This is a genomic window from Actinomadura terrae, from assembly GCF_022751215.1.
Classification (GTDB): Bacteria; Actinomycetota; Actinomycetes; order Streptosporangiales; family Streptosporangiaceae; genus Spirillospora; species Spirillospora terrae.
Genome location: NZ_JAICDG010000006.1, coordinates 79,654 through 102,080, shown reverse-complemented (window position 1 = coordinate 102,080; position 22,427 = coordinate 79,654). Strand labels below are relative to the sequence as shown.

Genomic DNA, 22,427 nt, shown 5'->3' with positions numbered 1-22,427 from the left:
GGGGCCCCGGTCGTATGGGCGGCAGGAGAGGACGGCATGGTCTCGGAGTTGTTCGACGCGGACGCCTGGACGGAGGTGGAGGGGTTCGGGTTCACCGACATCACCTATCACCGGGCCGTCGACCACGGCACGGTGCGGGTGGCGTTCGACCGCCCGGAGGTGCGGAACGCGTTCCGTCCGCACACGGTGGACGAGCTGTACCGGGCGCTGGACCACGCGCGGATGTCCAGCGACATCGGGTGCGTGCTGCTGACCGGGAACGGGCCGTCGCCCAAGGACGGCGGGTGGGCGTTCTGCTCGGGCGGCGACCAGCGGATCCGCGGCAGGGACGGCTACCGGTACGCCGAGGGGGAGACCTCGGACACGATCGACCCGGCGCGGGCGGGGCGGCTGCACATCCTGGAGGTGCAGCGGCTGATCCGGTTCATGGGCAAGGTCGTGATCTGCGTGGTGCCGGGGTGGGCGGCCGGCGGCGGGCACAGCCTGCACGTGGTGGCCGATCTCACGCTGGCCAGCCGGGAGCACGCGCGGTTCAAGCAGACCGACGCGGACGTGGCGAGCTTCGACGGCGGGTTCGGGTCGGCGTACCTGGCGCGGCAGGTGGGGCAGAAGTTCGCGCGGGAGATCTTCTTCCTGGGCGACGCCTACGACGCGGAGGCCGCGCACCGGATGGGCATGGTGAACGCGGTCGTGCCGCACGCCGAGCTGGAGGCGACGGCGCTGGAGTGGGCGCGGAAGGTGAACGGGAAGAGCCCGACGGCGCAGCGGATGCTGAAGTACGCCTTCAACCTCGTCGACGACGGGCTGGTGGGGCAGCAGGTGTTCGCCGGGGAGGCGACGCGGCTGGCCTACGGCACCGACGAGGCGGCGGAGGGGCGGGACTCGTTCCTGGAGAAGCGCGACGCCGATTGGTCGCGTTTCCCGTGGTACTACTAGGTTCGGTTCGATAGGTGACGCCAGGGGGGCAGCGGGTGCGGGTCTACTCCATCCCGATGCGGACGCGGTTCCGCGGTGTGACGCGGCGGGAGGGCCTGCTCGTCGAGGGCCCCGCCGGCTGGGGGGAGTTCTCGCCGTTCGCCGAGTACGGCCCGGCGGAGTGCGCCCGCTGGCTGGGCGCGGCGCGCGAGGCGGCGTTCGAGGGGTTCCCGGCGCCGGTGCGCGACCGGGTGCCGGTGAACGTGACGATCCCGGCGGTCGGTCCGGAGCGGGCGTTCGAGATGGCGAAGGTGTCGGGGTGCGGGACCGCGAAGGTGAAGGTGGCCGAGCGCGGGCGTCCCGACGGTGAGGACCTGGCGCGGGTGGAGGCCGTCCGCGACGCGATGGGGCCGGACGGCCGGGTCCGGGTGGACGCCAACGGCGGGTGGGACGTGGAGCGCGCCGTCCGGATGATCCGCGCGCTGGACCGGTGGGAGCTGGAGTACGCCGAGCAGCCGTGCGCGACGCTGGAGGAGCTCGGGCTGGTGCGGCGGCGGGTGGACGTGCCGATCGCGGCGGACGAGTCGATCCGCCGGGCGGAGGATCCGCTGAAGGTGCGGGCGGCGGGCGCGGCGGACATCGCGGTGCTGAAGGCGCAGCCGCTGGGCGGGGTGCGGGAGGCGCTGCGGGTCGCGGAGGCGTGCGGGCTGCCGGTGGTGGTGTCGAGCGCGGTGGAGACGTCGGTCGGTCTGGCGGCGGGGGTGGCGCTGGCGGCGGCGCTGCCGGAGCTGCGGTTCGCGTGCGGGCTGGCGACGCTGTCGCTGCTGGAGGGCGACGTGGTCGGTGATCCGCTGGTTCCGGTGGCCGGGGAGATCGCCGTGCGGCGTCCCGGGGTGGACGAGGCGGCGCTGGGGCGGTTCGAGGTCACCGGCGCAGAGGAGGTCGGGGCGTGGCGGCGGCGGGCGGTCGCGGCGCAGGAGCATTTGGGCGGGCCGCCGGTGATCGGGGTGGGGCGGTGAACCCGGCGACCGCGCTGGCGACCGTCCTGGTGGACGAGCTGCTGCGGTGCGGGATGACCGACGCGGTGCTGGCGCCGGGGTCGCGGTCGGCCCCGCTGGCGCTGGCGCTGCACGCCGCCGAGGAGGCGGGGCGGGTCCGGCTGCATGTGCGGATCGACGAGCGGTCGGCGTCGTTCCTCGGCCTCGGGATGGCCAAGCGGGCGGGGCGCCCGGTGGCGCTGGTGTGCACGTCGGGGACGGCGGCGGCGAACTTCCATCCGGCGGTGATCGAGGCGCACGAGTCGGGCGTCCCGCTGCTGGTGATCACCGCGGACCGGCCGCCGGAGCTGCGGGACACGGGCGCGAACCAGACGATCGACCAGGTGAAGCTGTACGGGACGGCGGCGCGGTGGAGCACCGAGGTCGGTGTGCCGGAGAACCGTCCGGGGATGGTGGCGTACTGGCGGTCGCTGGTGAGCCGGGCGTGGGGGCTGGCGCAGGCGCCGGTGCCGGGTCCGGTGCATCTGAACGCGGCGTTCCGGGAGCCGCTGATCCCCGACGGGGACGAGACGTGGTGCGAGCCATTGGACGGCGACGCGACGGGCGCGTGGACGAAGGTGCGGGCGGCGACGCCGGGGTCGGTGCTGCACGTCCCGCCGACGCGGCGCGGGGTGCTGGTGGTGGGGGACGGCGCGGTCAACGTGAAGCGGTACGTGGCGGCGGCGTCGATGGCGGGGTGGCCGGTGCTGGCCGAGCCGAACGGCAACGCCCGCTACGGCGACCACGCGCTCTCCTCGCACCATTTCCTGCTGGGGGTGCCGGAGTTCGTGGAGCGGCACCGCCCGGAGGTGGTGGTGACGCTGGGCAAGCCGGGGCTGTCGCGTCCGCTGCTGTCGCTGCTGCGGCGGGCGGAGGAGCACATCGTGCTGGCGCCCGACCTGGCGCACTGGCCCGATCCGGTCCGGTCGGCGACGCAGGTCGCGCCGGAGGTGGAGATCCCGGTGGTGTCGGGGGACGACGCGTGGCTGAAGTCGTGGCGCGGCGCCGACCTGGCCGCGGCGGCGGCGGTCGACGGGGTGCTGGACGCCGTCCCGGAGGTGAGCGAGCCCCGGTTGGCACGTGACCTGGTGGCGGCGCTGCCGGGCGGGTCGCTGCTGTTCACGGCGGCGAGCATGCCGATCCGGGACCTGAACCAGGTGATGCGTCCGCGCCGGGGGATCCGGGTGATGGCGAACCGGGGCGCGAGCGGCATCGACGGGCTGGTGTCGACGGCGATGGGCGCGGCGCTGCTGCACAGCGGCCGCTCGTACGCGCTGCTGGGCGACCTGGCGTTCCTGCACGACCAGAACGGGCTGATCGTCGGCCCGCAGGACCGCCGTCCCGACCTGGCGATCGTGGTGGTGAACAACCAGGGGGGCGGGATCTTCTCGCTGCTGCCGCAGGCGGGGCTGCGCGGCCCGTTCGAGCGGGTCTTCGGCACGCCGCACCAGGTGGACCTGGAGGCGGTCGCGGCGGCGCACGGCGTCCCGTACCGGCGGCTGGAGGTCGCGGCGGACCTGCCGAAGGCGATCGTGGGGGAGGGGCTGCGGATCGTCGAGGCCCGCACCGACCGGGAAGTGAACGCGGCGCTGCACGGCCGGATGCGCCAGGCGGCGCACGCCGCCGTCCGTGCCCTCCTGGCCTCCTGATTTTCGAAGCATGACGTCGCTCGGCCTTACGCTTTCATCTTGAAACTTACAATGTAAAGGCCCGGAGCAGTGTGCTTATCTACCCCATACACAAAAACCTCCAACACCACTCAGCCAAAGCAAACGCGACCGGTCAGCCGAGGAGGCGGGCGCGTAGGGCGGCGGTGTCCTCGTCCGTCCAGCCGTGGGAGGTCAGCCAGCCGAGCGGGCCGCCGAAGCGCTCGTCGATGTGGCAGAGGAACGTCGCCATCGTCGCGGCGCGGGGGCGGTGGGAGTCGACGGGGCGCGAGTCCAGGTCGGCGGCGTAGGTGTCGCTGGCGCGGAGCCGGCTGAGGGTGGGTTCGAGGCGTTCGCCGCTGAGGGTGTAGTCGGCGATGACGGCCTCGCGGGTCACCCCGGCGACCTCCAGTGCGAAGGCGCAGACGACGCCGGTGCGGTCCTTGCCGGCGGCGCAGTGGACGAGCGCGGCGCCGTCGGTGCGGGTCATGACGCGCAGGGCGGCGACGATGGAGTCGGCCCGGTCGTTGAGGTAGCCGTGGTAGTGGCCGATGGAGCGGTCGTGTTCGGGTCCGGGGTCGTCGTCGCCGTCGCGGTTCTGCCAGGGGAGGAGGGCGGTGGTGCCGGGGCGGGTGGGGGTGCCGGCGACGGCGTCGGTGTGGCGGCCGCCCTCGGCGAACAGCGAGAGCTGGTGGATGGTGACGGTGGGGACGCGGGTGAGGGGGCCGGGTCCCTCCAGGTGGATCTCGGTGTGGGTGCGCAGGTCGATGACGTTCTTGAGGGCGTAGTCGTCCAGGAGGACGCGGACGTCGGCGACGGTGAGGTCCTGGAGGTTGTCGGAGCGCAGGAGGCGTCCCCAGCGTGTGGGCCGGCCGGTGGCGGTGGGGAGGCCGCCGAGGTCGCGGGCGTTGGCGGCGCCGTCCAGGTCGATCCACCGGGTGCGTTCGCTCATGGCTTATGACCCTATAGGGGCGGCGTGTCCGTTCTCTGGCGCAGGGTCCTGTTCGGGAGGCCATGGTGCTGTGGCGTGACATAACCGGGACCTCCGAGCCAGGTCAGGGATGGCTCCGTAGCGTGGCGACCGGACGGGTGCACGCTCCGTAGCTTTGCGGTGCGTCCCGTGGTGGGGCGTCGTCCCTGCGATTGGAGCCTTCATGCCCGCGATCCTCGAAGCCCCGTCCGTGCGTGCCGGTCGGGAGGGGACCGGCAGCGATTTCACCCCGTTGGCGCGGCGGGTTCGGGAGAGCGGGCTGCTGGAGCGGCGTCCTGGCTACTACGCGCGGGCGATCGGGCTGAACCTGGTCGCGACGGCGGCGTTGTGGGCGGCGGTGGCGTGGGCGGGTGGTTCGTGGTGGGTGGTGCTGCTGGCGGTTCCGTTGGCGGTGGTGTCGGCGCGGACGGCGTTCCTGGGGCATGACGCGGGGCACCGGCAGATCGCGGGGTCGGCGCGGGCGAACCGGGTGCTGGGGCTGCTGCTCGGGAACCTGCTGCTGGGGATGGGGCACGGGTGGTGGAGCGACAAGCACAACCGGCATCACGCGAACCCGAACCATGTGGGGAAGGACCCGGACGTGGGGGAGGGCGTGCTGGCGTGGACGCGGGAGCAGGCGGCGCGGCAGCGGGGGCCGTTGCGGTGGGTGGCGCGGCATCAGGCGGCGCTGTTCTTCCCGTTGCTGACGCTGGAGGGGTTCAACCTGAAGATCGGCAGTGCGGTGTTCCTGCGGGAGCGGGGGCGGCGGGAGCGGCTGGTGGAGGGCGGGCTGCTCGTCCTGCACGCGGTGGGGTATCTGGGGTTGGTGTTCGCGTTGCTGAGCCCGGGGAAGGCCGTGGTGCTGGTGCTGTTGCACCAGGCGCTGTTCGGGGTGCATCTGGGGAGTGTGTTCGCGCCGAACCACAAGGGGATGGCGATGCCGGAGCCGGGTGCGCGGTGGGGTCATCTGCGGCGGCAGGTGCTGACGTCGCGGAACGTGCGGGGCGGTGCGGTGACGGACTGGTTCATGGGCGGGTTGAACTACCAGATCGAGCACCATCTGTTCCCGAGCGTCCCGCGGTGCAATCTGCGTCGGGTGCAGCCGCTGGTGCGCGAGCACTGCGCGGTGTTGGGGTTGCCGTTCGCCGAGACGGGGTTGGTGGAGTCGTACCGGTTGGCGTTGGGTCACATGCGTGAGGTGGGGGAGCCGTTGCGGGGGTGAGGGGCCGCTGAGAGTCCTATGCTGGGCGGGTGCCTGAGGGACATACCGTTCATCGTCTGGCCGCCGAGCATCAACGGATGTTCGGCGGCCGTGTCGTGGGTGCGGTGAGTCCGCAGGGGCGTTTCGCCGAGGGTGCGGCGGTGGTGGACGGGCAGGTGCTGGAGGAGGCGGACGCGCACGGGAAGCATCTGCTGCTGCGGTTGGCGGACGAGCGGTCGGTGCACGTCCATCTGGGGATCTACGGGAAGTACGTGTTCGGGGGGTTGCCGGCGCCGGAGCCGGTGGGTGTGGTGCGGTTGCGGTTGACGGGGGAGGCGCATCACGCGGATCTGCGCGGTCCGAACGTGTGCGAGTTGCTGGAGCCGGACGCGGTGAAGTTGCTGCATGACCGGTTGGGGCCCGATCCGCTGCGGGCGGATGGTGATCCGGGGCGGGCGTGGCGGCGGATCTCGCGGACGCGGACGCCGGTGGCGGTGTTGTTGATGGACCAGTCGGTGGTGGCGGGTCCGGGGAACATCTACCGGGCGGAGGTGCTGTTCCGGCAGGGGGTGGATCCGCGGTTGCCGGGGCGGCGGTTGTCGGCGGAGCGGTGGGGTGCGATCTGGGACGACCTGGTGGTGTTGATGGCGGAGGGTGTGCGGGCGGGGCGGATCGACACGGTGCGTGCGGAGCACACGCCGGAGGCGATGGGGCGGCCGCCGCGGGTGGACGGTCATGGCGGTGAGGTGTATGTGTACCGGCGGGCGGGGCAGCCGTGTCTGGTGTGCGGTGCGGTGGTGCGGACGGTGGAGGTGGCGTCGCGGAACCTGTTCTGGTGTCCGGTGTGCCAGCCGTCGGAGTCGGGTGGTTAAGCGCCGGGAGTGTTCGGGTTGGGTGTCAGCGGGCGGGTGAGGCGGCGTCGTCGGTGTCGGTGGTGGTGACGGGCGGTGCCGGGATCTCCTCCTCGTCGGCGGACGCGGGGCGGTGCCGGGTGCGGCGGGCGCGGAGGGCGCGGGCGGTGGGTTCGGCGGCGCGGGCGAGGACGGGTCCGGTGACGGCGAGGATGAGGACGTAGGCGGCGGCGAGGGGGCCGAGGCGGGGGTTGGTGCCGGCGGTGACGGCGAGGCCGGCGATGACGATGTTGAACTCGCCGCGGGGGACGAGGGCGGCGCCGGCGCGGAGGCGTCCGGTGGTGGCGACGCCGGCGCGGCGTGCGGCGAGCCATCCGGTGGTGAGTTTGGTGGCGGTTCCGGTGAGGGCGAGGGCGGCGGCGATGCCGAGGACGGGGGGCAGGTCGCCGGGGTCGGTGTGGAGGCCGAAGAAGACGAAGAAGACGGCGGCGAAGAGGTCGCGGAGGGGTGCGAGGAGTTTCTGGGCGGTGTGGGCGAGGGGGCCGGACAGGGCGATGCCGACGAGGAAGGCGCCGACGGCGGCGGAGACCTGGAGGTGCTGGGCGATGCCGGCGACCAGGAGGGTGAGGCCGAGGACTTTGAGGAGGAGGACTTCTTCGCTGGGGGAGGCGACGAAGCGTTCGACGAGGGTGCCGTGGCGGAGGGCGATGTAGAGGATGGCGGTGATGGTGGCGGCGGCGATGGCGAGGGCGGCGGCGCCGCCGGTGAGGCCGGCGCCGGCGAGGAGGGCGGTGAGGATGGGGAGGTAGGCGGCCATCGCGAGGTCTTCGAAGACGAGGACGGACAGGACGGCGGGGGTTTCGCGGTTGCCGAGCCAGCCGAGGTCGCCGATGACTTTGGCGGTGATGCCGGAGGAGGTGACGTAGGTGATGCCGCCGAGGGCGACGGCGGCGACGGGTCCCCAGCCGAGGAGGAGGGCGGTGGCGACGCCGGGGGTTGCGTTGAGGAGGAGGTCGGCGAGGCCGACGGGGGCGGAGGTGCGGAGGGTGCCGACGAGTTCGTCGGCGGTGTATTCGAGGCCGAGGGTGAACAGCAGCAGGATGACGCCGACTTCGGCGCCGGTGGCGACGAAGTCCTCGCTGGTGGTGAGGGGGTAGACGCCGCCTGATCCGAAGGCGAGGCCGGCGATGAGGTAGAGGGGGATGGGGGAGATGGAGAAGCGGACGGAGATCGCGCCGAGCATGCCGAGGGCGAGGATGATCGCGCCGAGTTCGATGAGCTGGAGCGTGGAGTGCATGCGGGTCAGCCGTCGGTGAGGATGTGCGCGACGGCGGCGGTGCCCTCGTCGGTGCCGACGACGACGATGGTGTCGCCGGCGGTGAAGGTGAAGTCGGGGCGGGGGCTGGCGATGACGTGGCCGTCGCGGACGACGGCGACGATGGAGGCGCTGGTGCGGGTGCGGGCGCGGGTGTCGGCGAGGGGGCGGCCGTCGTAGGGGGAGCCGGGGGTGATGGGGAGTTGTTCGGTGACGAGGCCGTCGACCTGGCGGTGGAGTTCGGCGAGGTGTTCGATGATGCGTCCGGTGCCGAGGAGTTCGGCGATGGCGTTGGCCTCGTCGGGGGTGAGGGCGACGGCGGCGGTGCAGGTGTCGGGGTCGTCCTTGTCGTAGACGACGAGGTCGCGGCGTCCGGTGCGGTGGGAGATGACGCCGACGCGGCGGCCGCGGCCGGTGGTCATGGTGTGCTGTAGGCCGATGCCGGGTAGCGCGGTGCGTTCGACGTCCATGGTGCTGGGTTCCCTCCGCTCGGTGCCGGTGCCGGTGCCAATGCCGGTGCGTGCATGATCGCAGATCGGCGGGGGTGCGCTGACCTGGGGCGGGTCCGGCTTTTACCTGAGGGGGGTCAGCCTTGGAGGGCGTGGCGCATGGCGCCGAACTTGGTGTGGGCTTCGGCGAGTTCGGCGGCGGGGTCGGAGTCGGCGACGATGCCGCAGCCGGCGAACAGGCGGGCGCGGGTGCCGTCGATCTGGGCGCAGCGCAGGGCGATGCCCCATTCGCCGTCGCCGCGGGCGTCGACCCAGCCGACGGGGCCGGCGTAGCGGCCGCGGTCCATGCCCTCGAGTTCGCGGATGAGGTCGAGGGCGGTGGCGGTGGGGGTGCCGGCGACGGCGGGGGTGGGGTGGAGGGCGGCGACGACGTCGAGGACGGAGCGGTCGGCGGTCAGGCGGCCGTGGACGGGAGAGGCGAGGTGGAGGAGGTTGGGGAGGGTGAGGAGTTCGGGTTCGGTGGGGACGTGGAGGTCGGAGCAGAGGGGGGCGAGGGCGTCGCGGACCATCTCGGCGGCGTAGCGGTGTTCTTCGCGGTCCTTGGTGGAGGCGAAGAGGCGGGCGGCGCGGGCGGTGTCGTCGGCGGGGGTGGTGCCGCGTGCGGTGGTGCCGGCGAGGACGAGGGATTCGATGTCGCCGCCGGTGCGGCGGATGAGGAGTTCGGGGGTGGCGCCGACGAGTCCGGCGCAGGAGAAGGTGTAGCAGGCGGGGAAGCGGTCGGCGAGGCGGCGGAGCAGGACGCGGGCGTCGATGGGTTCGCCGGCGTGGACGGTGAGGTCGCGGGCGAGGACGACCTTGCCGAGGTGGCCGTCGCGGATGCGCGTGACGGCGGTGGCGACGGCGCTTTCCCAGGCGGGGGCGGGGAGGGCTCCGTCGCTCCAGGTGAGGGCGGAGGGCGGGGTGGGCGGGCGCAGGAGGGTGGGGCCGGGGGGTGCGCCGGTGCCGATGGTGGTGAGCCAGGCGTGGCCGTCGCGGCGTCCGAGGATGTGGCGGGGGACGATGAGGACGGAGTCGGGGGAGGCGGGGTCGAAGCCGAATCCGCCGAAGGCGACGGGGCCGGTGCCGGGGACGGCGACCTGGTCGTCGATGTCGGCGGTGGCGAAGATGTCGTGGAGCAGGCGGGTGGCGGCGGTGAACCGGTCGGGGCCGGCGGGGAGGGTGAGGCGTGCGGCCTCGCCCCAGCCGACGATGCCCTCGCCGTGGCGGACCCAGGCCAGCGCGGCGGGGTGCGGGAGGCCCGTGATCAGGTCGCCCGGGTCGGGGACCGGGACGGTGCGGACGGACAGGCGGTCCGGTGCTGTCACGGCGAGCTTCACGCGTGCCACTCTACGCCAGATTTGAACCTGTTCAAACAGGCGGGGCCGGCGTGCGGGGTGAGGTGTCCGCCACACCGCCCCTCCCGCGCGGGAGGGGCGGGACGGTGAGGGGGTCAGGCGGTGCGGTCGCGGGAGGCGCCGGTCAGCCGCCACGCGGCCGGGAGCAGGCCCGCCGCCAGCAGCACCTTCAGCGCGTCGCCCGCCAGGAACGGCGTCACGCCCAGGTGCAGGGCCTGCCCGAGGTCCACGTGCAGGGACGCCATCAGGTAGGGGACGCCCGCCGCGTACATCACGACGGTCCCGGCGAGCATCGTGGCGACGGTGCGGGCGGGGGTGCGGTCGCCGCCGAGCTCGGCGAGCCGGCCGACCAGCGCGGCGGCGACGACGAAGCCGATGATGTAGCCGAGGGTGGGCGCGGTGGTCCCGGACGCGCCGTCCACGAACCAGGGGACGCCCGCCATCCCGGCGACCAGGTAGACGATCATGCCGAGGCCGGCGCGGCTCCAGCCGAGCGCGGCGCCCGCCAGCAGCACCGCGAAGGTCTGTCCCGACACCGGGACCGGGGTGCCCGGCAGCGGCACCGCGATCTGCGCGGCGACGCCGACGAGGGCGGCCGCGCCGGCGACGAGCGCGGCGTCGCGGGCCAGGGAACCGGGCAGCAGGTCGACCAGCACGGCGGGGCGCCGCGGGGCCGCGTGGGCAGTAGCCACTGATCCTCCCAAGGGTGTTGTCGGTTCGAAACCTAGCGAACCGCGCATCCGGGGCCGATACCCCGGCCCCCGCGGAACATCCGAACGGCGGCGAAAACTCCCTCCCCCCAGCAGGGCTCGAGCGGGCCCCGAGCGCTGCTCGAGGTGGGCGCGAGGTCAGGCGGGGGAGGGGAGGGGGCCGCGCGCGAGGTAGACGACGTCGGGTTCGCCGCGCGGGACGGGCACCGGGAGCGCGGTGACGCCGGTGAACCGATCCCGCAGCAGCGCCTCGAAGCGCGGCGCGGCGTGGGCGCTCCACACGGCCAGGACGCCGCGCGGGGTGAGCCGCGCGGTGAGCGCGGACAGGCCCGCCGCGCCGTACAGGTGGGCGTTGCCGGGGGTGACGGTCCAGTCGGGGCCGTTGTCGATGTCCAGGCACAGCGCGTCGAAGGCGCCGGCGGCGGGGGAGGCCAGGACGTCGAGGAGGTCGGCGCGCTCCACGGTCACGCGGGGGTCGGCGAGCGCGTCGCGCGTCCAGGGGCGCAGGTGGGTGCGGTGCCAGCCGATCACCGCCGGTTCGCGTTCCACGACATGCACGTGCGCGACGGCGGGGAGCCGCAGCGCCTCGGCGAGGGAGAACCCGACGCCCAGGCCGCCGATCAGCAGCCGGACCGGCGCGTCCAGGCCCGCGACGGCGGCGCGGACCAGCAGCCGCTCGGACTCGCCGTTGCGGGTGTCCATCAGGAACACCCCGTTCTCGATGATCTCGAAGTGGGGGCCGGCGCGGCGCAGCACCAGTTCCCCGCCCGTGCCGACGGCGCGCTCCACCACCACCGGCTCCGCTGCTCGGGGTGTCGCGTCCATCATGCCCTCGACCCTAACGGCCGCCGGGGGCGGCGGCGCCCGCGCCGCAGGGCGTCGGCTACGGTACCGGGCATGCCCGAGCCCCCCGCCCCTGGCGGGCCGCCGCCCGTGCGGCTGCGCCGCGTCCGCGAGGACGACCTGCCGGTCATCGAGCGGCTGTGGTCCGACCCGGAGCAGATGGGACCGTTCCTGTGGAGGGGCTGGTCGGACCCGGGCCGGTTCCGCCGCCGCTGGCACGAGAACGGCATGCTCGGCGGGGACGGCGGCAACCTCATGGTCGTCGAGGGCGATGAGGACAACGCGGATGGAGCGGTCCTCGGGTACGCCTCCTGGCGCAAGGTGCCCACCACCGCGGCGTCGTTCTGCTGGAGCATCGGGATCGTCCTGCTGCCCGAGGCGCGGGGACGCGGCGCCGGCAGCCGCGCCCAGCGGCTGCTGGTGTCCTACCTGTTCGCGCACACCGAGGTCCACCGCGTCCAGGCCGAGACCGACGTCGCCAACCGCGCCGAGCAGCGCGCGCTGGAGAAGGCGGGGTTCACCCGCGAGGGCGTGATGCGGGGGTTCGCGTTCCGGGACGGCGGCTACCGCGACACGGTCCTCTACGGCGTCCTGCGTGGCGAGCACCACCCGGCCACGCCCGGCTGAGAGGGCGTCGTCTCCGCCCGTACCGGGCGTGTCGCCCGTCCTGGTAGAAAGATCCAGAACCGTCGAGAACCCGGGGGGACGCCATGACGTGGGTGGTCTTCGACTACGGCGAGGTCATCTGCCACCGGCCGCCCGACCGCAGCGCCGACCGGCTGCCGCGCGCGCTGGCCGCCGACCCCGGCCCGTTCTGGGACGCCTACTGGCACGGCCGCGAACCCTACGACCGCGGCGCCGTCGACGCCGCCGGGTACTGGGACGGGCTGTGCCGCGATCTCACCGCCGCCGGGCACACCGGCCACCCCGCCCGCGTCTCGGGGACCGGGCTGCTCGACACCCTCGTCGGCCTCGACGTCGACATGTGGTCCCACCTCAACACCGGCACCCTCGCCGTCCTGGACGACCTCGCCGCCCGGGACGTTCCGCTCGCGCTGCTGTCCAACGCGCCCCGCGAACTCGCCCGCGCCTTCGACCGGCGCCCCTGGGCCGCGCGGTTCCGGCACCGCTTCTACAGCGCCGACCTGAACCTCACCAAACCCGACCCGCGCGTCTACCGGCACGTCGCGGACGCCCTCGCCGTCCCGCCCGCCGAGCTGGTGTTCGTCGACGACCGCCGGGTGAACGTCGAGGGCGCCCGCGACGCCGGGCTGCGCGCCCACCTGTACACCGGCACCGCCGCCCTCCGCCGCGACCTGGGCCTCCCCGCCACCGCCGCCCCCTAGCGCGGACGCGCCCCACGCGCCCAACACGCGCGGATCGCCGTTCCGTACGTACCACCGCAACGAGTGCGTAACAATGGCTCGCTATGGCATGGCGAGTGAGGACGCGGATCCAGGCGGCGGCGGCGCTCCCCGCCGCCGCGGCGCTGACGACGGTGCTGGCGGCGACGCTGGCCGGCTGCGGCCTGCCCGCCCTCGGCGGCACCGACGAGCGCGGCGGCGAGCCCGTCGACCCCGGGGCCAAGGCCGAATGCCCCGCCGTCCCCGCGCCCGGCGACTCCGCCGCCCGGCAGCTGCGCGCCATGTGGATCGCCACCGTCACCGGCATCGACTGGCCCAAGGACACCGGCCTGCCCGCCGAACGGCAGAAGGCCGACTTCGTCAAGCTCCTGGACACCGCCACGGCGATGAACCTCAACGCCGTCGTCGTCCAGATCCGCCCCAACTCCGACGCGTTCTACCCCTCCCCCCACGAACCGTGGTCCCAGTGGATCACCGGGACGCAGGGCAAGGACCCCGGCTACGACGTCCTGGCGTTCATGCTGAAGGAGGCCCACGCCCGCAACCTGGAGTTCCACGCCTGGTTCAACCCCTACCGCGTCAGCCGCCAGGACGACCTGAGCAAACTCGCGCCCTCCAGCCCCGCCCGGCAGCACCCCGACTGGGTCCGCAAGTACGGCAGCGGCCTGTGGTACGACCCGGGGCTCCCGCAGGTGCGGGACCTGGCGACCCGGGCCGTCATGGACGTCGTCACCAAGTACGACATCGACGCCGTCCACTTCGACGACTACTTCTACCCCTACCCCGAGTCCGGCGAGTTCCCCGACACCCCCACCTACAAGGCCTTCGGCGGCGGCATGAACCGCGCCGACTGGCGCCGCGGCAACGTCAACGCCCTCGTGCGGACCCTGTCCCAGCAGATCCACCAGGCCAAACCGTGGGTGCGGTTCGGGATCAGCCCCTTCGGCGTCTGGCGCAACAAGACCAGCGACCCCGCCGGGTCGGCCACCAGCGCCCTCCAGAGCCACGACGACATCTACGCCGACACCCGCACCTGGATCCGCCAGCGCTGGATCGACTACGTCACCCCCCAGCTGTACTGGCCGATCGGCGACCGCCGCGCCGACTACGCCGAACTGGTGCGCTGGTGGGCCCGGCAGGTCCAGGGCACCGGCGTGCAGCTGACCATCGGGCAGGCCGCCTACCGCGTCGGCGAGGACGCCGTCTGGAAGAAGCCCGCGGAACTGTCGCGCCACCTCACCCTCAACGCCGCCCACCCGCAGGTCCGCGGCGACGTGTTCTTCAGCGCCTCCGACCTGGCCGCGAACCGCCGCGGATTCGCCGCCCGCATCCGCCGCGACCACTACGCCCGGCCTGCCATCCCCCCGCCCACCGACCCCGCCGGCAGCGCGGGCGGCAATGCGGGCGGCGGCGAGGGCGCGGCGGCGAGGGCCGGGAAGGCGCCGACGGCCGTGCAGGACGTCCGCGCCGACGCCGACGGCACGGGCGTCCGCGTCCAGTGGCGGGCCACGCGCGACGCCGCCTCCTACGCCGTCTACCGCGTCGACGGCAGCCGCCCCCGCTGCGCGCCCGTCGACCCCGCCCGCCTCATCGCCGCCGTCGGCGCCGACGCGATCACCGACCCCACCGCCAAGCCCGGACGCGCCTACACCTACTACGTCACCGCGCTCGACCGCCTCCACCACGAAAGCGCACCCGCGGGAGGCGCAACGGTTACCGCGCCCGGGGGATAATGATCTTGCTCTGTGGGCAGGAACCAGACACCTGAACGCCCCCGGAGGTACAGAGCATGGCGCTGTCGATGGAGGAGCAGCGGATCCTCACACAGATCGAGGTCCGCCTGAGCGAGGACGACCCGCGGCTGGCCCAGCGCCTCTCCCGGCTCGGCCGGGCCCGCACCAGCCGCCGCGTCCGCGTGATCGCGGCCATCGTGGTCACCGCCGTCGTGGTCCTCGCCGCGGCCGCGGGCGCCGCCATCGCCGCGATGGCCTGATGAGCGTCCCCCGCCGGCACCCCGCCCGCCCGCGCGTCCCCACCGACGCCCAGCCCCGCGCCCACGCCCCGCCTCCCGGCGCCGCCCGCCCGTGAACCACGCGGCTGATTTACGCGGCGGCGACACGCATGCGCGTCCTGTGCGAACGCCGAGGCCCCGGCGAGATCAGATCTCGCCGGGGCCTCGACGCTTGAAGCCGGTGTGGTGGTCGCCTCACGGCGAAAGGCACAACGGAGCTCCAGCCCGGACGGACCGGCGGTATTCCCCGAAGGCGTTGTGTAGAGCCCGGGGGACACATGCCACACCGACATCCCCCACCCTAACGGCTACCGGCCCGTGCTCATTCCACCGGTCCCCGTGTGTCACGATCACCTCACCCACGGGTGAGTCCCGCCTTGACCCGTGCACCGCGCCCCCCGGCGATGCGTCCCACTATCTGAACGGACGCGGGAAAAGAGGGACCTGCCCCAGGATCGGCCGTGACGATGCACGGAGGCGCCGCCACGGCCGGGTATGACCACCATGGCCGCCGCCGACACGGGGAACTGCCGGTACGGCCATATCCGCGGGCCCGGCCCCTTACCGCGGCGTCGGCGGGGAACAAGCCTGTTGAGGCCGCTGACCTGCGGAAACCGCAACAGGTGAGGAGACGGGGCATTGGGCACCAAAGAACTCGGCATCGACGACCCCGGCGGCGGAGCCACCGGGGAACGCGCCGGACACGACCACCACCACGCCGCCTGGGAACTGGCCGCGGAGACCCGCGCCGCGGCCCGCGCCCGCACGCTCACCGCCCGCGCCCTCCACGACTGGCGCGTCACCGCCCCCGCCGACGTCGACGACATCATCCTCATGGTCGACGAACTGGTCACCAACGCGATCGTCCACGGCACCGGACCCGTCCGCCTCGCCCTGACCCTGGACGGCCCCGTCCTCACCGGCAGGATCGGCGACAACGACCCCGCCGCCCCCGCCGCGCCGGGCGGCCCGCCCCGCGTCCTGGACTGGGCCGAGGCCGGCCGCGGCCTCCTCCTCGTCACCGCCCTGGCCACCGAGTTCGGCGCCCACCCCGACGGCACCGGCAAGACCGTCTGGTTCACCCGCCTCCTCACCCCCCTCAACGGCCACTCCACCAACTGACACCCGCCACCCGGCCTCCACCGGCCTCCACCCGGGACACGCCCACCGCGACGACCGCACCCACCCGGACGGAACGCGCCACCGGCACACCCGCCCGGCACCCGACCAGACGACCCACCAGGCGTCCAGCCGACGTCCACCGCGTCCCGCGAGACCACAGCCCACCGCCCACCGCGCCGGTCGACGGCCGCCGCCACAGCTCCCCGCGCCCTAACCCCGCCCCCGCCTCACGACGCCGACGCGGCCGACCCCGCCGACGCGGCGCAGCACGAGACGGACCCCGCGCGGGTGCGGACAGGCCCGCGCGGGGTCAGGCCTGGAGGGGGCAGCGGTCGACGATCCAGACGCCCTCCTCGTCCTCCGACGCCGGGACGGGCGGATCATCGGACAGGCGGTCCAGATGCCACTCGATGTGCGCCAGCGGCCCGCGCCAGCCCGCCAGCAGGTCCGCCAGCGGACGCGGCATCCCCGGCGGGCCGAACGGGCGCGGGTCGGGCAGGTCCTCCTCCCACAGCCCGTCGTCGCACTCGGCCGCCCAGTGCGCCGCCGCCTCCAGCACCTCCCGCAGGTCACGGACCAGGTCGCCGAGCGAGCGCAACGCCATCGCGTCCTGGATCATCCGCTCCCGCGCCGCATAGGGCAGCTCCCGGTCGAACTCCGGCGGGAACGGCGGGCGGCGGCCCTCCAGCACCGGGTCCTCGTCGGTCGCCGCCGCGCGGATCGCCGCCACCTGCCAGCGCGTCCACTCCGCCAGATGCCCCAGCACCCCGCGCAGCGCCGCCGCGCCCTCCCCGCCGCCGCGGACCTCCGCCGTCACCTCCCGCAACCGGGACCGGACGACCTCCAACCGGTCCAGCGTCCACGCGCGCGCCCGCGCGGCGCCCGCCGCGCCCGTCGTGCCCGCCGTGCCGCGCGGGCCCGGCTCCACCGGCGGACGCGGCAGCGGCACCCGCAGCGCCGCCAGCAGATCGTCCAAATCCCGGACCTCCGCGCCCCGCCCCGACAGGAACGCCGCGCCCACCCGGTCCAGACGGAACATGCGCGGCCCGTCCCGCATCCGGCACCACCCCACCAGGTACTCCCCGTAGGGGGCGATGACCAGGCCGTGCGCCTCCACGTCACGGAAACTGCGCGCCCCCGCCCGGTCGGTGTAGGCCAGCCGCACGACCCGCCGCGTCCGCACCGCCTCGGCCAGGGTGTCGCGCACCGGGCCCATCAGCGACGCCACCTCGCTCAACGGCTCGGGCGGCGGCGCGTCCGGCAGGGCGTGGCCGCGCCGGCCCGACTCCACCGGCAGGCCGCCGTGGGTGAGCAGCTCCAGGTCACGCCGGACGGTCCGCTCGCTCACCCGCAGCCGCGCCGCGAGCGCGGCGGAGTCCACCGGCTCCGGCGAGGCCGCCCGCAGCTCGGCGACCAGCGCCAGCAACCGATCCACGCGATCCACCACCCCATCGTGACCCCCCGCACCGACAATCCACGGTGGCGCGAAGGTCTCAACCCCCTTCACCCGAGGCCGGGGACGCGGCGGCGGCGGGTCCGGGGGCGGGTGCGGTGGCGAGCACGCACGCGACCGGCGGGTCCAGCTCCAGCGTCTCGGTCTGGACGCCGGTGAAACCCGCGCGGGCGAGCAGCCCCCGCAGCTCCCCGGCGGCCCGGGCCGTGGTGGCGGCGGTGGCGCCCGGGCTGCGCGGCTGGCTGACCAGCGCGACCCGCCCCCCGGCGCGCAGCAGCCCCCGCAGCTCCACGAGCCGCTCCACCGGATCCGGCCAGAACCCCACCGAGTTCACCGCCAGGACCGCGTCGAGCGGCCCCCCGAAGTCCGGCAGCGCCTCCACCGGCGCGCACCGCAGCCGCACCCGGCCCGCGCGGACGGCGGCGGCGTTGCGGCGCGCCGCGTGCCGGACCATCGCCCGCGAATGATCCACCCCGAACACCACGCCCCGGTCCGCGCGGGCGGCGAGCGCCGCGACACCGATCCCGGGACCGAAACCGATCTCCAGGACCCGGTCGGCGGGCTCCACCCCCAGCAGCGACACCGCCCACACGTTCCGCCTCCGGTTGGAGGGGCGCAGGGCGAACATCCACCCGTGCGCCCACCCCACCACGCCCCGGGGACGGTGGGCCTGACCCACCAGGTACCCGATCGCCCGCCGCTTCAGAACCGCCGTTGTCCGCATGGCCGCCAGTGAAGGGCTTCAAGTACGCTTGAAGTCAAATGAGCGAGGCCCTGACGATCGGCGAGCTGGCGGCCCGCACCGGCGTCGCCGCGTCCGCGCTGCGCTACTGGGAGGACCTCGGCCTGCTCCCGCGCCCCGACCGCGTCGGGGGCCAGCGCCGCTACCCGCCCACGGCGGTCGGGCCGGTCGGCGTCGTCGTCGCGCTCCGCGGCGTCGGGTTCACCCTCCGGGAGATCGGCGAATTCCTCACCTCCCGCCCCCCGGGCGGCGACCGGCGGCGGGAGCTGTACCGGGGGAAACTCGCCGAACTGGACGAGCGGATCGCCCAGGCCCAGGCGGCCCGCGACGCCATCGCCCACGGCCTGGCCTGCCCCCACGAGGACATCCTCGACTGCGCCGCCTTCACCACCGGCGCCGCCGCGCTCCTGGAGGGCCGCACCCTCGACCAGGCCCACGAACGGGCCCACCAGCAAACCCGCCGACAAGGGCACGAACCGGCGCAAGAACGAGCGCGCGACCCGGCGCGCGAGCGCCGACCTCCGCCGGGCTAGGGTGGGCGCGCATGACCCACGCCGACATCGAGATCACCGCCGGGCTGGTGCGGGACCTGCTCCGCGACCAGCACCCCGACCTGGCCGACCGGCCCGTGACGCTCGGCGCCCGCGGCTGGGACAACCAGATCTGGCGGCTCGGCGACGACCTCGCCGTCCGGCTGCCCTGGGCGACCGGGTCCGCCGACGCGCTACTGCGCAAGGAGCACACCTGGCTCCCCGTGCTCGCCCCGCACCTGCCGCTGCCCGTCCCCGTCCCGCAACGCCTCGGCGAACCCTCCCCGCGCTTCCCCCGCCCCTGGATCGTCACCACCTGGGTCCCCGGCACCCCCGCCGACCGCGCCCCCGCCACCCGCGGCGCCGCCGCGGCCGACGCCCTCGCCGCGTTCCTGACCGCGCTCCACCGGCCAGCCCCCGACCACGCGCCCGCCGGACGGGGCCGCGGCGGCCCCCTCTCCGGCGCCGCCGCCTGGTTCGCCGGCCAGCTCGCCACCGCCACCGGCCTCGGCCTGGTCCCCGACCCGGCCGCCGCCCGCGCCGTGTTCGAGGACGCCGCCGCCGCACCCGAACCCGCCGGGCCGCCGGTCTGGCTCCACGGCGACCTGCACCCCGCCAACGTCCTCACCACCGGCGGCACCATCAGCGGCGTCGTCGACTTCGGTGACCTGTTCGCGGGCGACCCCGCCTTCGACCTCGCCGCCGCGTGGATCCTGCTCCCCGACCCCGACGCCATCGACCGCTTCCACGCCGCCTACCGGCCCGCCCCCGACACCGCGACGCTGCGCCGCGCCCGCGGCTGGGCCGCCGGCCGCGCCCTCGCCCTCCTCCAGGTCGGCGACGCCGGCGTCCACGGCAGGCCCGGCGGCAAACCCACCTGGGGGCCGCCCGCCCGCGCCTCACTCCTCCACCTCACCGCCACCCGGCCCTGACCCGGGCGCGGAAATGCGGGGACGTCAGCGGCCGGACAGCTCGGCGGCCAGGCCCTCGAAGTCCGCGGCCGTCAACGCCAGCGCGCTCCCGATCGCCCGCGTCGCCTCCGCCCGGCCCAGCTGCCGCGTCACCGCCCGCTCCAGATACGCCTCCACCAGCCGCGCACCCGTCAACCGGCCCCGGCCGCGCAACCCGCCCACCTCCCGGTTCACCACCGCCCACGCGTCCGGGCCGATCCGCAGCGACCGCTCCTCGGCCAGCAGCCCCAGCAGCGCCGCCCGCGCCCCGTCCCGCTCCAGGTCCGGCAGCCGCACCGCCCGCAGATCGGTCACCAGCTCCGGCGAGACCGCCGACAGCTCCCCGACCCGGTCCGGCTCGCACGTCGCCAGCAACGCCGTGTCGTTCACGCCCTCCAACCGCGCCCGGTAGAGCACCGACGCGTACGCCGGGCCCTGCGTCTCGTCCAGGATCAGCCCGTCCAGGCCGTCCAGCAGCAGCACATGCCCGGCGTGCTCGTCCAGCACCGCCCGCAGCCCGTCCGGCCCGCGCTCCCGCAGATCCTCGGCGTGGACGCCGTGGACCTCGCCGCTGGAGGCCTCCACCTCCGCCAACGCGCGCGCGACCATCCGCGCCAGCCGCCGCTGCCCGCTCGACGGCGTCCCGATCAGCAGCAGCGCCGGCGCCGACGCGCTCGACACCTCCTGCCCCCGCAGCCGCCGCGCCCACTTCCCGCGCCGCCGCACCTCCGTCACCACCCGGCCGATGTCGTCGGCGCCGCACAGGAACCGGATCCCGTAGGCCTCGGCGACCTGCGCGCCCTGCTCCAGGACGGGCGCGGGCGGCAGCGGCGGCACCGGACCCGGAACCGGCACGGGCGGCGGCGGCAGATCGGCCTGCGGAACCGGCTGCTCAGACCCGCCCGCCGCTTCGGCAGGAGACCCGGCGGGAGGCCCGGCGGGGGATTCGGCCTCGCGGCCCGGCCACCCACGGCCCCGGTCGAGCTGGGTCTTGAACGCGTCGGTGTCCAGCTGCGTCGCATGCTCGGACGGCCACACCGGCTCGGGCCCCGCGCCGCCCGGCGGGTCGGGCTCGGCGTCCGGCCACACCGGCGCCGCCGGACGCGCCGCGCCGGGACGCTCGTCCACGACCGCGGTCGGCGGCGCGGGAACCGGCGAACCCGGCGGCGGAACCGGCGGGGCCACGGGCGGCGGGACGGGAGGGGAGAGCGGGGGAGAAGCCGCGGGCGGCGGGACCGGCGACCCCGAAGGCGAACCCGGCGGCGGAGACTGCGGGACCGGGGGCGCCGAGGGCGGCTCCACCGGCGCGACCGCGGGCGGCGGGCCCGGCGCGCGCCGCTGCGGCTCGGGCACCGGCGCCACCGGCTGGTCGCTGGTGGCGCGCTCGGCCGCCATGTGCGCCCGCGCCGCCTTGATGATGTCCCACGCCGACAGCTCGTCGGTCGAGGGCGGGGTGTGCATCGCGGGCGAGGTCAGCTCCGCCGCCACCGCCTGCGGCACCGCGAACCCCGTCGCGGGCGGCGGCACCTGCGCGAGCCGGCACCACGTCAGCCCCAGCGTGTAGGTGGTCGCCAGCAGCGCGGCCAGCGCGTCGGCGTCGCCGCTGCGCAGCGCCTCCGGCAGCCGCCCCTCCCGCGGCCACAGCGCCCGCAGCGGGTGCGCCGGGTCGGTCAGGACGGCCTGCAGCGTCCGCGCGCTGTCGGGGTCCAGCCAGCGTTGCAGCACCGGCAGCGCGTTCGGCGCCGCCTGGAGGTCGGCGGCCAGCACCGCCACGCCCGCCCGCCGCACCTCGTCATGGCCGCGCCCCGGCTGCCCCGGCTGCCCCGCACCCGCCCCCGGGGCCCCGCCGGCGGGGTGGTGCGGGCCGGTCAGCCCCGCGACGATCTGCTGGAGGTCGTACAGCGCGAGCCGCAGGTACTCCCCGGGCGCGGTGTCGCGCACCATCGGCGTCGCGTACTCGGCGGGGCAGCGGCGCCGCCACTCCTGCACGATCGCCTCCGGCCCGTACCGGACGGTGGCCAGGTCCTGGTTGACCAGCCGCAGCGACGCCGCCGTCACCGCCGCCAGCGCGTCGGCGCCGGGCCGGAACCGCGGGTCGGCCTGCAACCCCGCCGCGACCTCGTACATCACCCGCGCGATGTGCGCGGCGCCGCCGCCGTCGCCCGCGCCGAGCCGGTGCACGTAGTACCCGGCGAGCGTGCCGAAGTCGGGCGGCATCATCCAGTGGAGCTGCTCGGCCGAGGTCGTCAGGAACGGGATGAACGACTCGATCAGCGGGTGCTCGGTCAGCACCACCGGCGACCCCGCGCACCACAGCAGCGCGCCCCACGCCGCCGCGACGGTGCTGGGCGTGCCCGGCTGGAACATCGGGTCGCGCTGCGCGAACTGCGCGGGGTTCACCGCCAGCGCCGTCGTCAGCGCCTGCGAGATCCGCGCGACCACGGCGGTGTCGGGCACGGGCCCGAGGAACCCCAGCGGCGCGACCCGCCCGGCCGACAGGTCGGGGCCGGTGGGGAACAGCTGCGGCGGCACCGGCGGCGTCCCCGCGCCGCGCGGCGCGGGGACCGCGACGCGGCGGTCCTCGAACGCGGCGGGCGGCGGGCAGGGGTGCCAGGAGCCGTCCAGGCCGCACCGGTACCAGCGGCCCCACGCGCCGTACAGCCACCACTCGCCGGCGCCCCACAGCATCCGCGCCGCGATCTGCGCGGCGCGGTCCTGCGGCGGGGCGCTCTGCCACCACGGCGAGGCGACCAGTTCCGCGACGTTGCCCTCGACCGCCGCGAACAGGTCCCCGCTCGGCCCGCCTCCGGTTCCGCCGGGTGCCGCCCCGGCCGCCTGCCAGCTCACCCGGCGAATAGTAGTCCTCCCGGGCGCGGGGCCCGGCATCGTCGCCCCCATCGACCTGTAATGAGTGTTATGGCACT

General features: G+C 75.2%; 21 protein-coding genes. 12 read left to right on the top strand and 9 right to left on the bottom strand.

Features of this window, described 5'->3' with window-relative positions; all coding sequences use genetic code 11:
• Positions 1 to 36: 36 nt before the first annotated feature.
• Genes K2F47_RS32475 through menD form a run of 3 tightly spaced genes read left to right on the top strand, consistent with a single transcriptional unit; the run spans position 37 to position 3,601 of the window.
• Positions 37 to 936, top strand: a complete 900-nt coding sequence (locus K2F47_RS32475) for a 1,4-dihydroxy-2-naphthoyl-CoA synthase (protein ID WP_242909850.1) — start codon at positions 37 to 39, stop codon at positions 934 to 936.
• Positions 937 to 950: 14 nt separating this feature from the next.
• Entirely contained in the window at positions 951 to 1,934 is a 984-nt protein-coding gene (locus K2F47_RS32470) for an o-succinylbenzoate synthase (protein ID WP_372490955.1), read from the top strand.
• Positions 1,931 to 3,601, top strand: coding sequence for a 2-succinyl-5-enolpyruvyl-6-hydroxy-3-cyclohexene-1-carboxylic-acid synthase (gene menD / locus K2F47_RS32465; protein WP_242909848.1), 1,671 nt, complete (start codon positions 1,931 to 1,933; stop codon positions 3,599 to 3,601). Before K2F47_RS32470 ends, menD begins: the two co-directional genes overlap by 4 nt.
• A 133-nt stretch (positions 3,602 to 3,734) precedes the next feature.
• Here the strand turns inward: menD and K2F47_RS32460 are convergent, their stop codons facing one another.
• Positions 3,735 to 4,550 (bottom strand): tyrosine-protein phosphatase, encoded by an 816-nt coding sequence (locus K2F47_RS32460; protein WP_242909846.1) that lies wholly within the window; start codon positions 4,548 to 4,550, stop codon positions 3,735 to 3,737.
• A 202-nt stretch (positions 4,551 to 4,752) separates the two neighbouring features.
• Here K2F47_RS32460 and K2F47_RS32455 point away from each other — a divergent pair, with 202 nt between their 5' ends.
• Complete coding sequence (locus tag K2F47_RS32455) at positions 4,753 to 5,790, top strand: fatty acid desaturase family protein (protein ID WP_242909844.1); 1,038 nt, start codon at positions 4,753 to 4,755, stop codon at positions 5,788 to 5,790.
• Positions 5,791 to 5,819: 29 nt separating this feature from the next.
• Positions 5,820 to 6,641: an Fpg/Nei family DNA glycosylase gene (locus K2F47_RS32450; protein WP_242909842.1), complete on the top strand. Its 822-nt coding sequence runs from the start codon at positions 5,820 to 5,822 to the stop codon at positions 6,639 to 6,641.
• Positions 6,642 to 6,666: 25 nt separating this feature from the next.
• Here the strand turns inward: K2F47_RS32450 and K2F47_RS32440 are convergent, their stop codons facing one another.
• The 5 genes from K2F47_RS32440 to K2F47_RS32420 form a co-directional block, all read right to left on the bottom strand.
• Complete coding sequence (locus K2F47_RS32440) at positions 6,667 to 7,917, bottom strand: cation:proton antiporter (RefSeq protein ID WP_272497801.1); 1,251 nt, start codon at positions 7,915 to 7,917, stop codon at positions 6,667 to 6,669.
• 5 nt (positions 7,918 to 7,922) lie between these two features.
• The gene (locus tag K2F47_RS32435; RefSeq protein WP_242909841.1) at positions 7,923 to 8,405 is read right to left on the bottom strand and encodes a cation:proton antiporter regulatory subunit; all 483 of its coding nucleotides are present in this window, start codon (positions 8,403 to 8,405) and stop codon (positions 7,923 to 7,925) included.
• 116 nt (positions 8,406 to 8,521) lie between these two features.
• Positions 8,522 to 9,760 (bottom strand): isochorismate synthase, encoded by a 1,239-nt coding sequence (locus tag K2F47_RS32430; RefSeq protein ID WP_242909839.1) that lies wholly within the window; start codon positions 9,758 to 9,760, stop codon positions 8,522 to 8,524.
• Between the two features lie 113 nt (positions 9,761 to 9,873).
• Positions 9,874 to 10,470: a biotin transporter BioY gene (locus K2F47_RS32425; protein WP_242909838.1), complete on the bottom strand. Its 597-nt coding sequence runs from the start codon at positions 10,468 to 10,470 to the stop codon at positions 9,874 to 9,876.
• A 156-nt stretch (positions 10,471 to 10,626) separates the two neighbouring features.
• Positions 10,627 to 11,313, bottom strand: coding sequence for a spermidine synthase family protein (locus K2F47_RS32420; protein WP_372490963.1), 687 nt, complete (start codon positions 11,311 to 11,313; stop codon positions 10,627 to 10,629).
• Between the two features lie 72 nt (positions 11,314 to 11,385).
• On the opposite strand from K2F47_RS32420, the gene K2F47_RS32415 reads away from it, so the two are divergent.
• From K2F47_RS32415 to K2F47_RS32395, 5 genes are all read left to right on the top strand, one after another.
• Entirely contained in the window at positions 11,386 to 11,958 is a 573-nt protein-coding gene (locus K2F47_RS32415) for a GNAT family N-acetyltransferase (protein ID WP_242909836.1), read from the top strand.
• Positions 11,959 to 12,041: 83 nt separating this feature from the next.
• Positions 12,042 to 12,677: an HAD family hydrolase gene (locus K2F47_RS32410; RefSeq protein WP_242909835.1), complete on the top strand. Its 636-nt coding sequence runs from the start codon at positions 12,042 to 12,044 to the stop codon at positions 12,675 to 12,677.
• Positions 12,678 to 12,760: 83 nt separating this feature from the next.
• Entirely contained in the window at positions 12,761 to 14,428 is a 1,668-nt protein-coding gene (locus K2F47_RS32405) for a glycoside hydrolase family 10-like protein (RefSeq protein WP_242909834.1), read from the top strand.
• A 56-nt stretch (positions 14,429 to 14,484) separates the two neighbouring features.
• Positions 14,485 to 14,688 carry a DUF3040 domain-containing protein gene (locus tag K2F47_RS32400; protein ID WP_242909833.1) on the top strand — a complete coding sequence of 68 codons (204 nt, stop codon included), beginning with the start codon at positions 14,485 to 14,487 and terminating at the stop codon, positions 14,686 to 14,688.
• A gap of 657 nt (positions 14,689 to 15,345) precedes the next feature.
• Positions 15,346 to 15,828: an ATP-binding protein gene (locus K2F47_RS32395; RefSeq protein WP_242909832.1), complete on the top strand. Its 483-nt coding sequence runs from the start codon at positions 15,346 to 15,348 to the stop codon at positions 15,826 to 15,828.
• Between the two features lie 310 nt (positions 15,829 to 16,138).
• On the opposite strand, the gene K2F47_RS32390 is transcribed toward K2F47_RS32395, so the two are convergent.
• Together K2F47_RS32390 and K2F47_RS32385 are read right to left on the bottom strand one after the other, a co-directional pair.
• Positions 16,139 to 17,272, bottom strand: a complete 1,134-nt coding sequence (locus K2F47_RS32390) for a helix-turn-helix transcriptional regulator (RefSeq protein WP_242909831.1) — start codon at positions 17,270 to 17,272, stop codon at positions 16,139 to 16,141.
• Between the two features lie 49 nt (positions 17,273 to 17,321).
• Positions 17,322 to 18,005 (bottom strand): class I SAM-dependent methyltransferase, encoded by a 684-nt coding sequence (locus K2F47_RS32385; protein ID WP_242909830.1) that lies wholly within the window; start codon positions 18,003 to 18,005, stop codon positions 17,322 to 17,324.
• Positions 18,006 to 18,043: 38 nt separating this feature from the next.
• Between K2F47_RS32385 and K2F47_RS32380 the strand changes: the two genes are divergently transcribed.
• Positions 18,044 to 18,556, top strand: a complete 513-nt coding sequence (locus K2F47_RS32380; protein ID WP_242909829.1) for a MerR family transcriptional regulator — start codon at positions 18,044 to 18,046, stop codon at positions 18,554 to 18,556.
• An 11-nt stretch (positions 18,557 to 18,567) separates the two neighbouring features.
• Positions 18,568 to 19,485 carry a phosphotransferase gene (locus K2F47_RS32375; protein ID WP_242909828.1) on the top strand — a complete coding sequence of 306 codons (918 nt, stop codon included), beginning with the start codon at positions 18,568 to 18,570 and terminating at the stop codon, positions 19,483 to 19,485.
• Positions 19,486 to 19,509: 24 nt separating this feature from the next.
• Here the strand turns inward: K2F47_RS32375 and K2F47_RS32370 are convergent, their stop codons facing one another.
• Positions 19,510 to 22,350, bottom strand: a complete 2,841-nt coding sequence (locus K2F47_RS32370) for a hypothetical protein (RefSeq protein WP_242909827.1) — start codon at positions 22,348 to 22,350, stop codon at positions 19,510 to 19,512.
• Positions 22,351 to 22,427 lie beyond the last annotated feature (77 nt).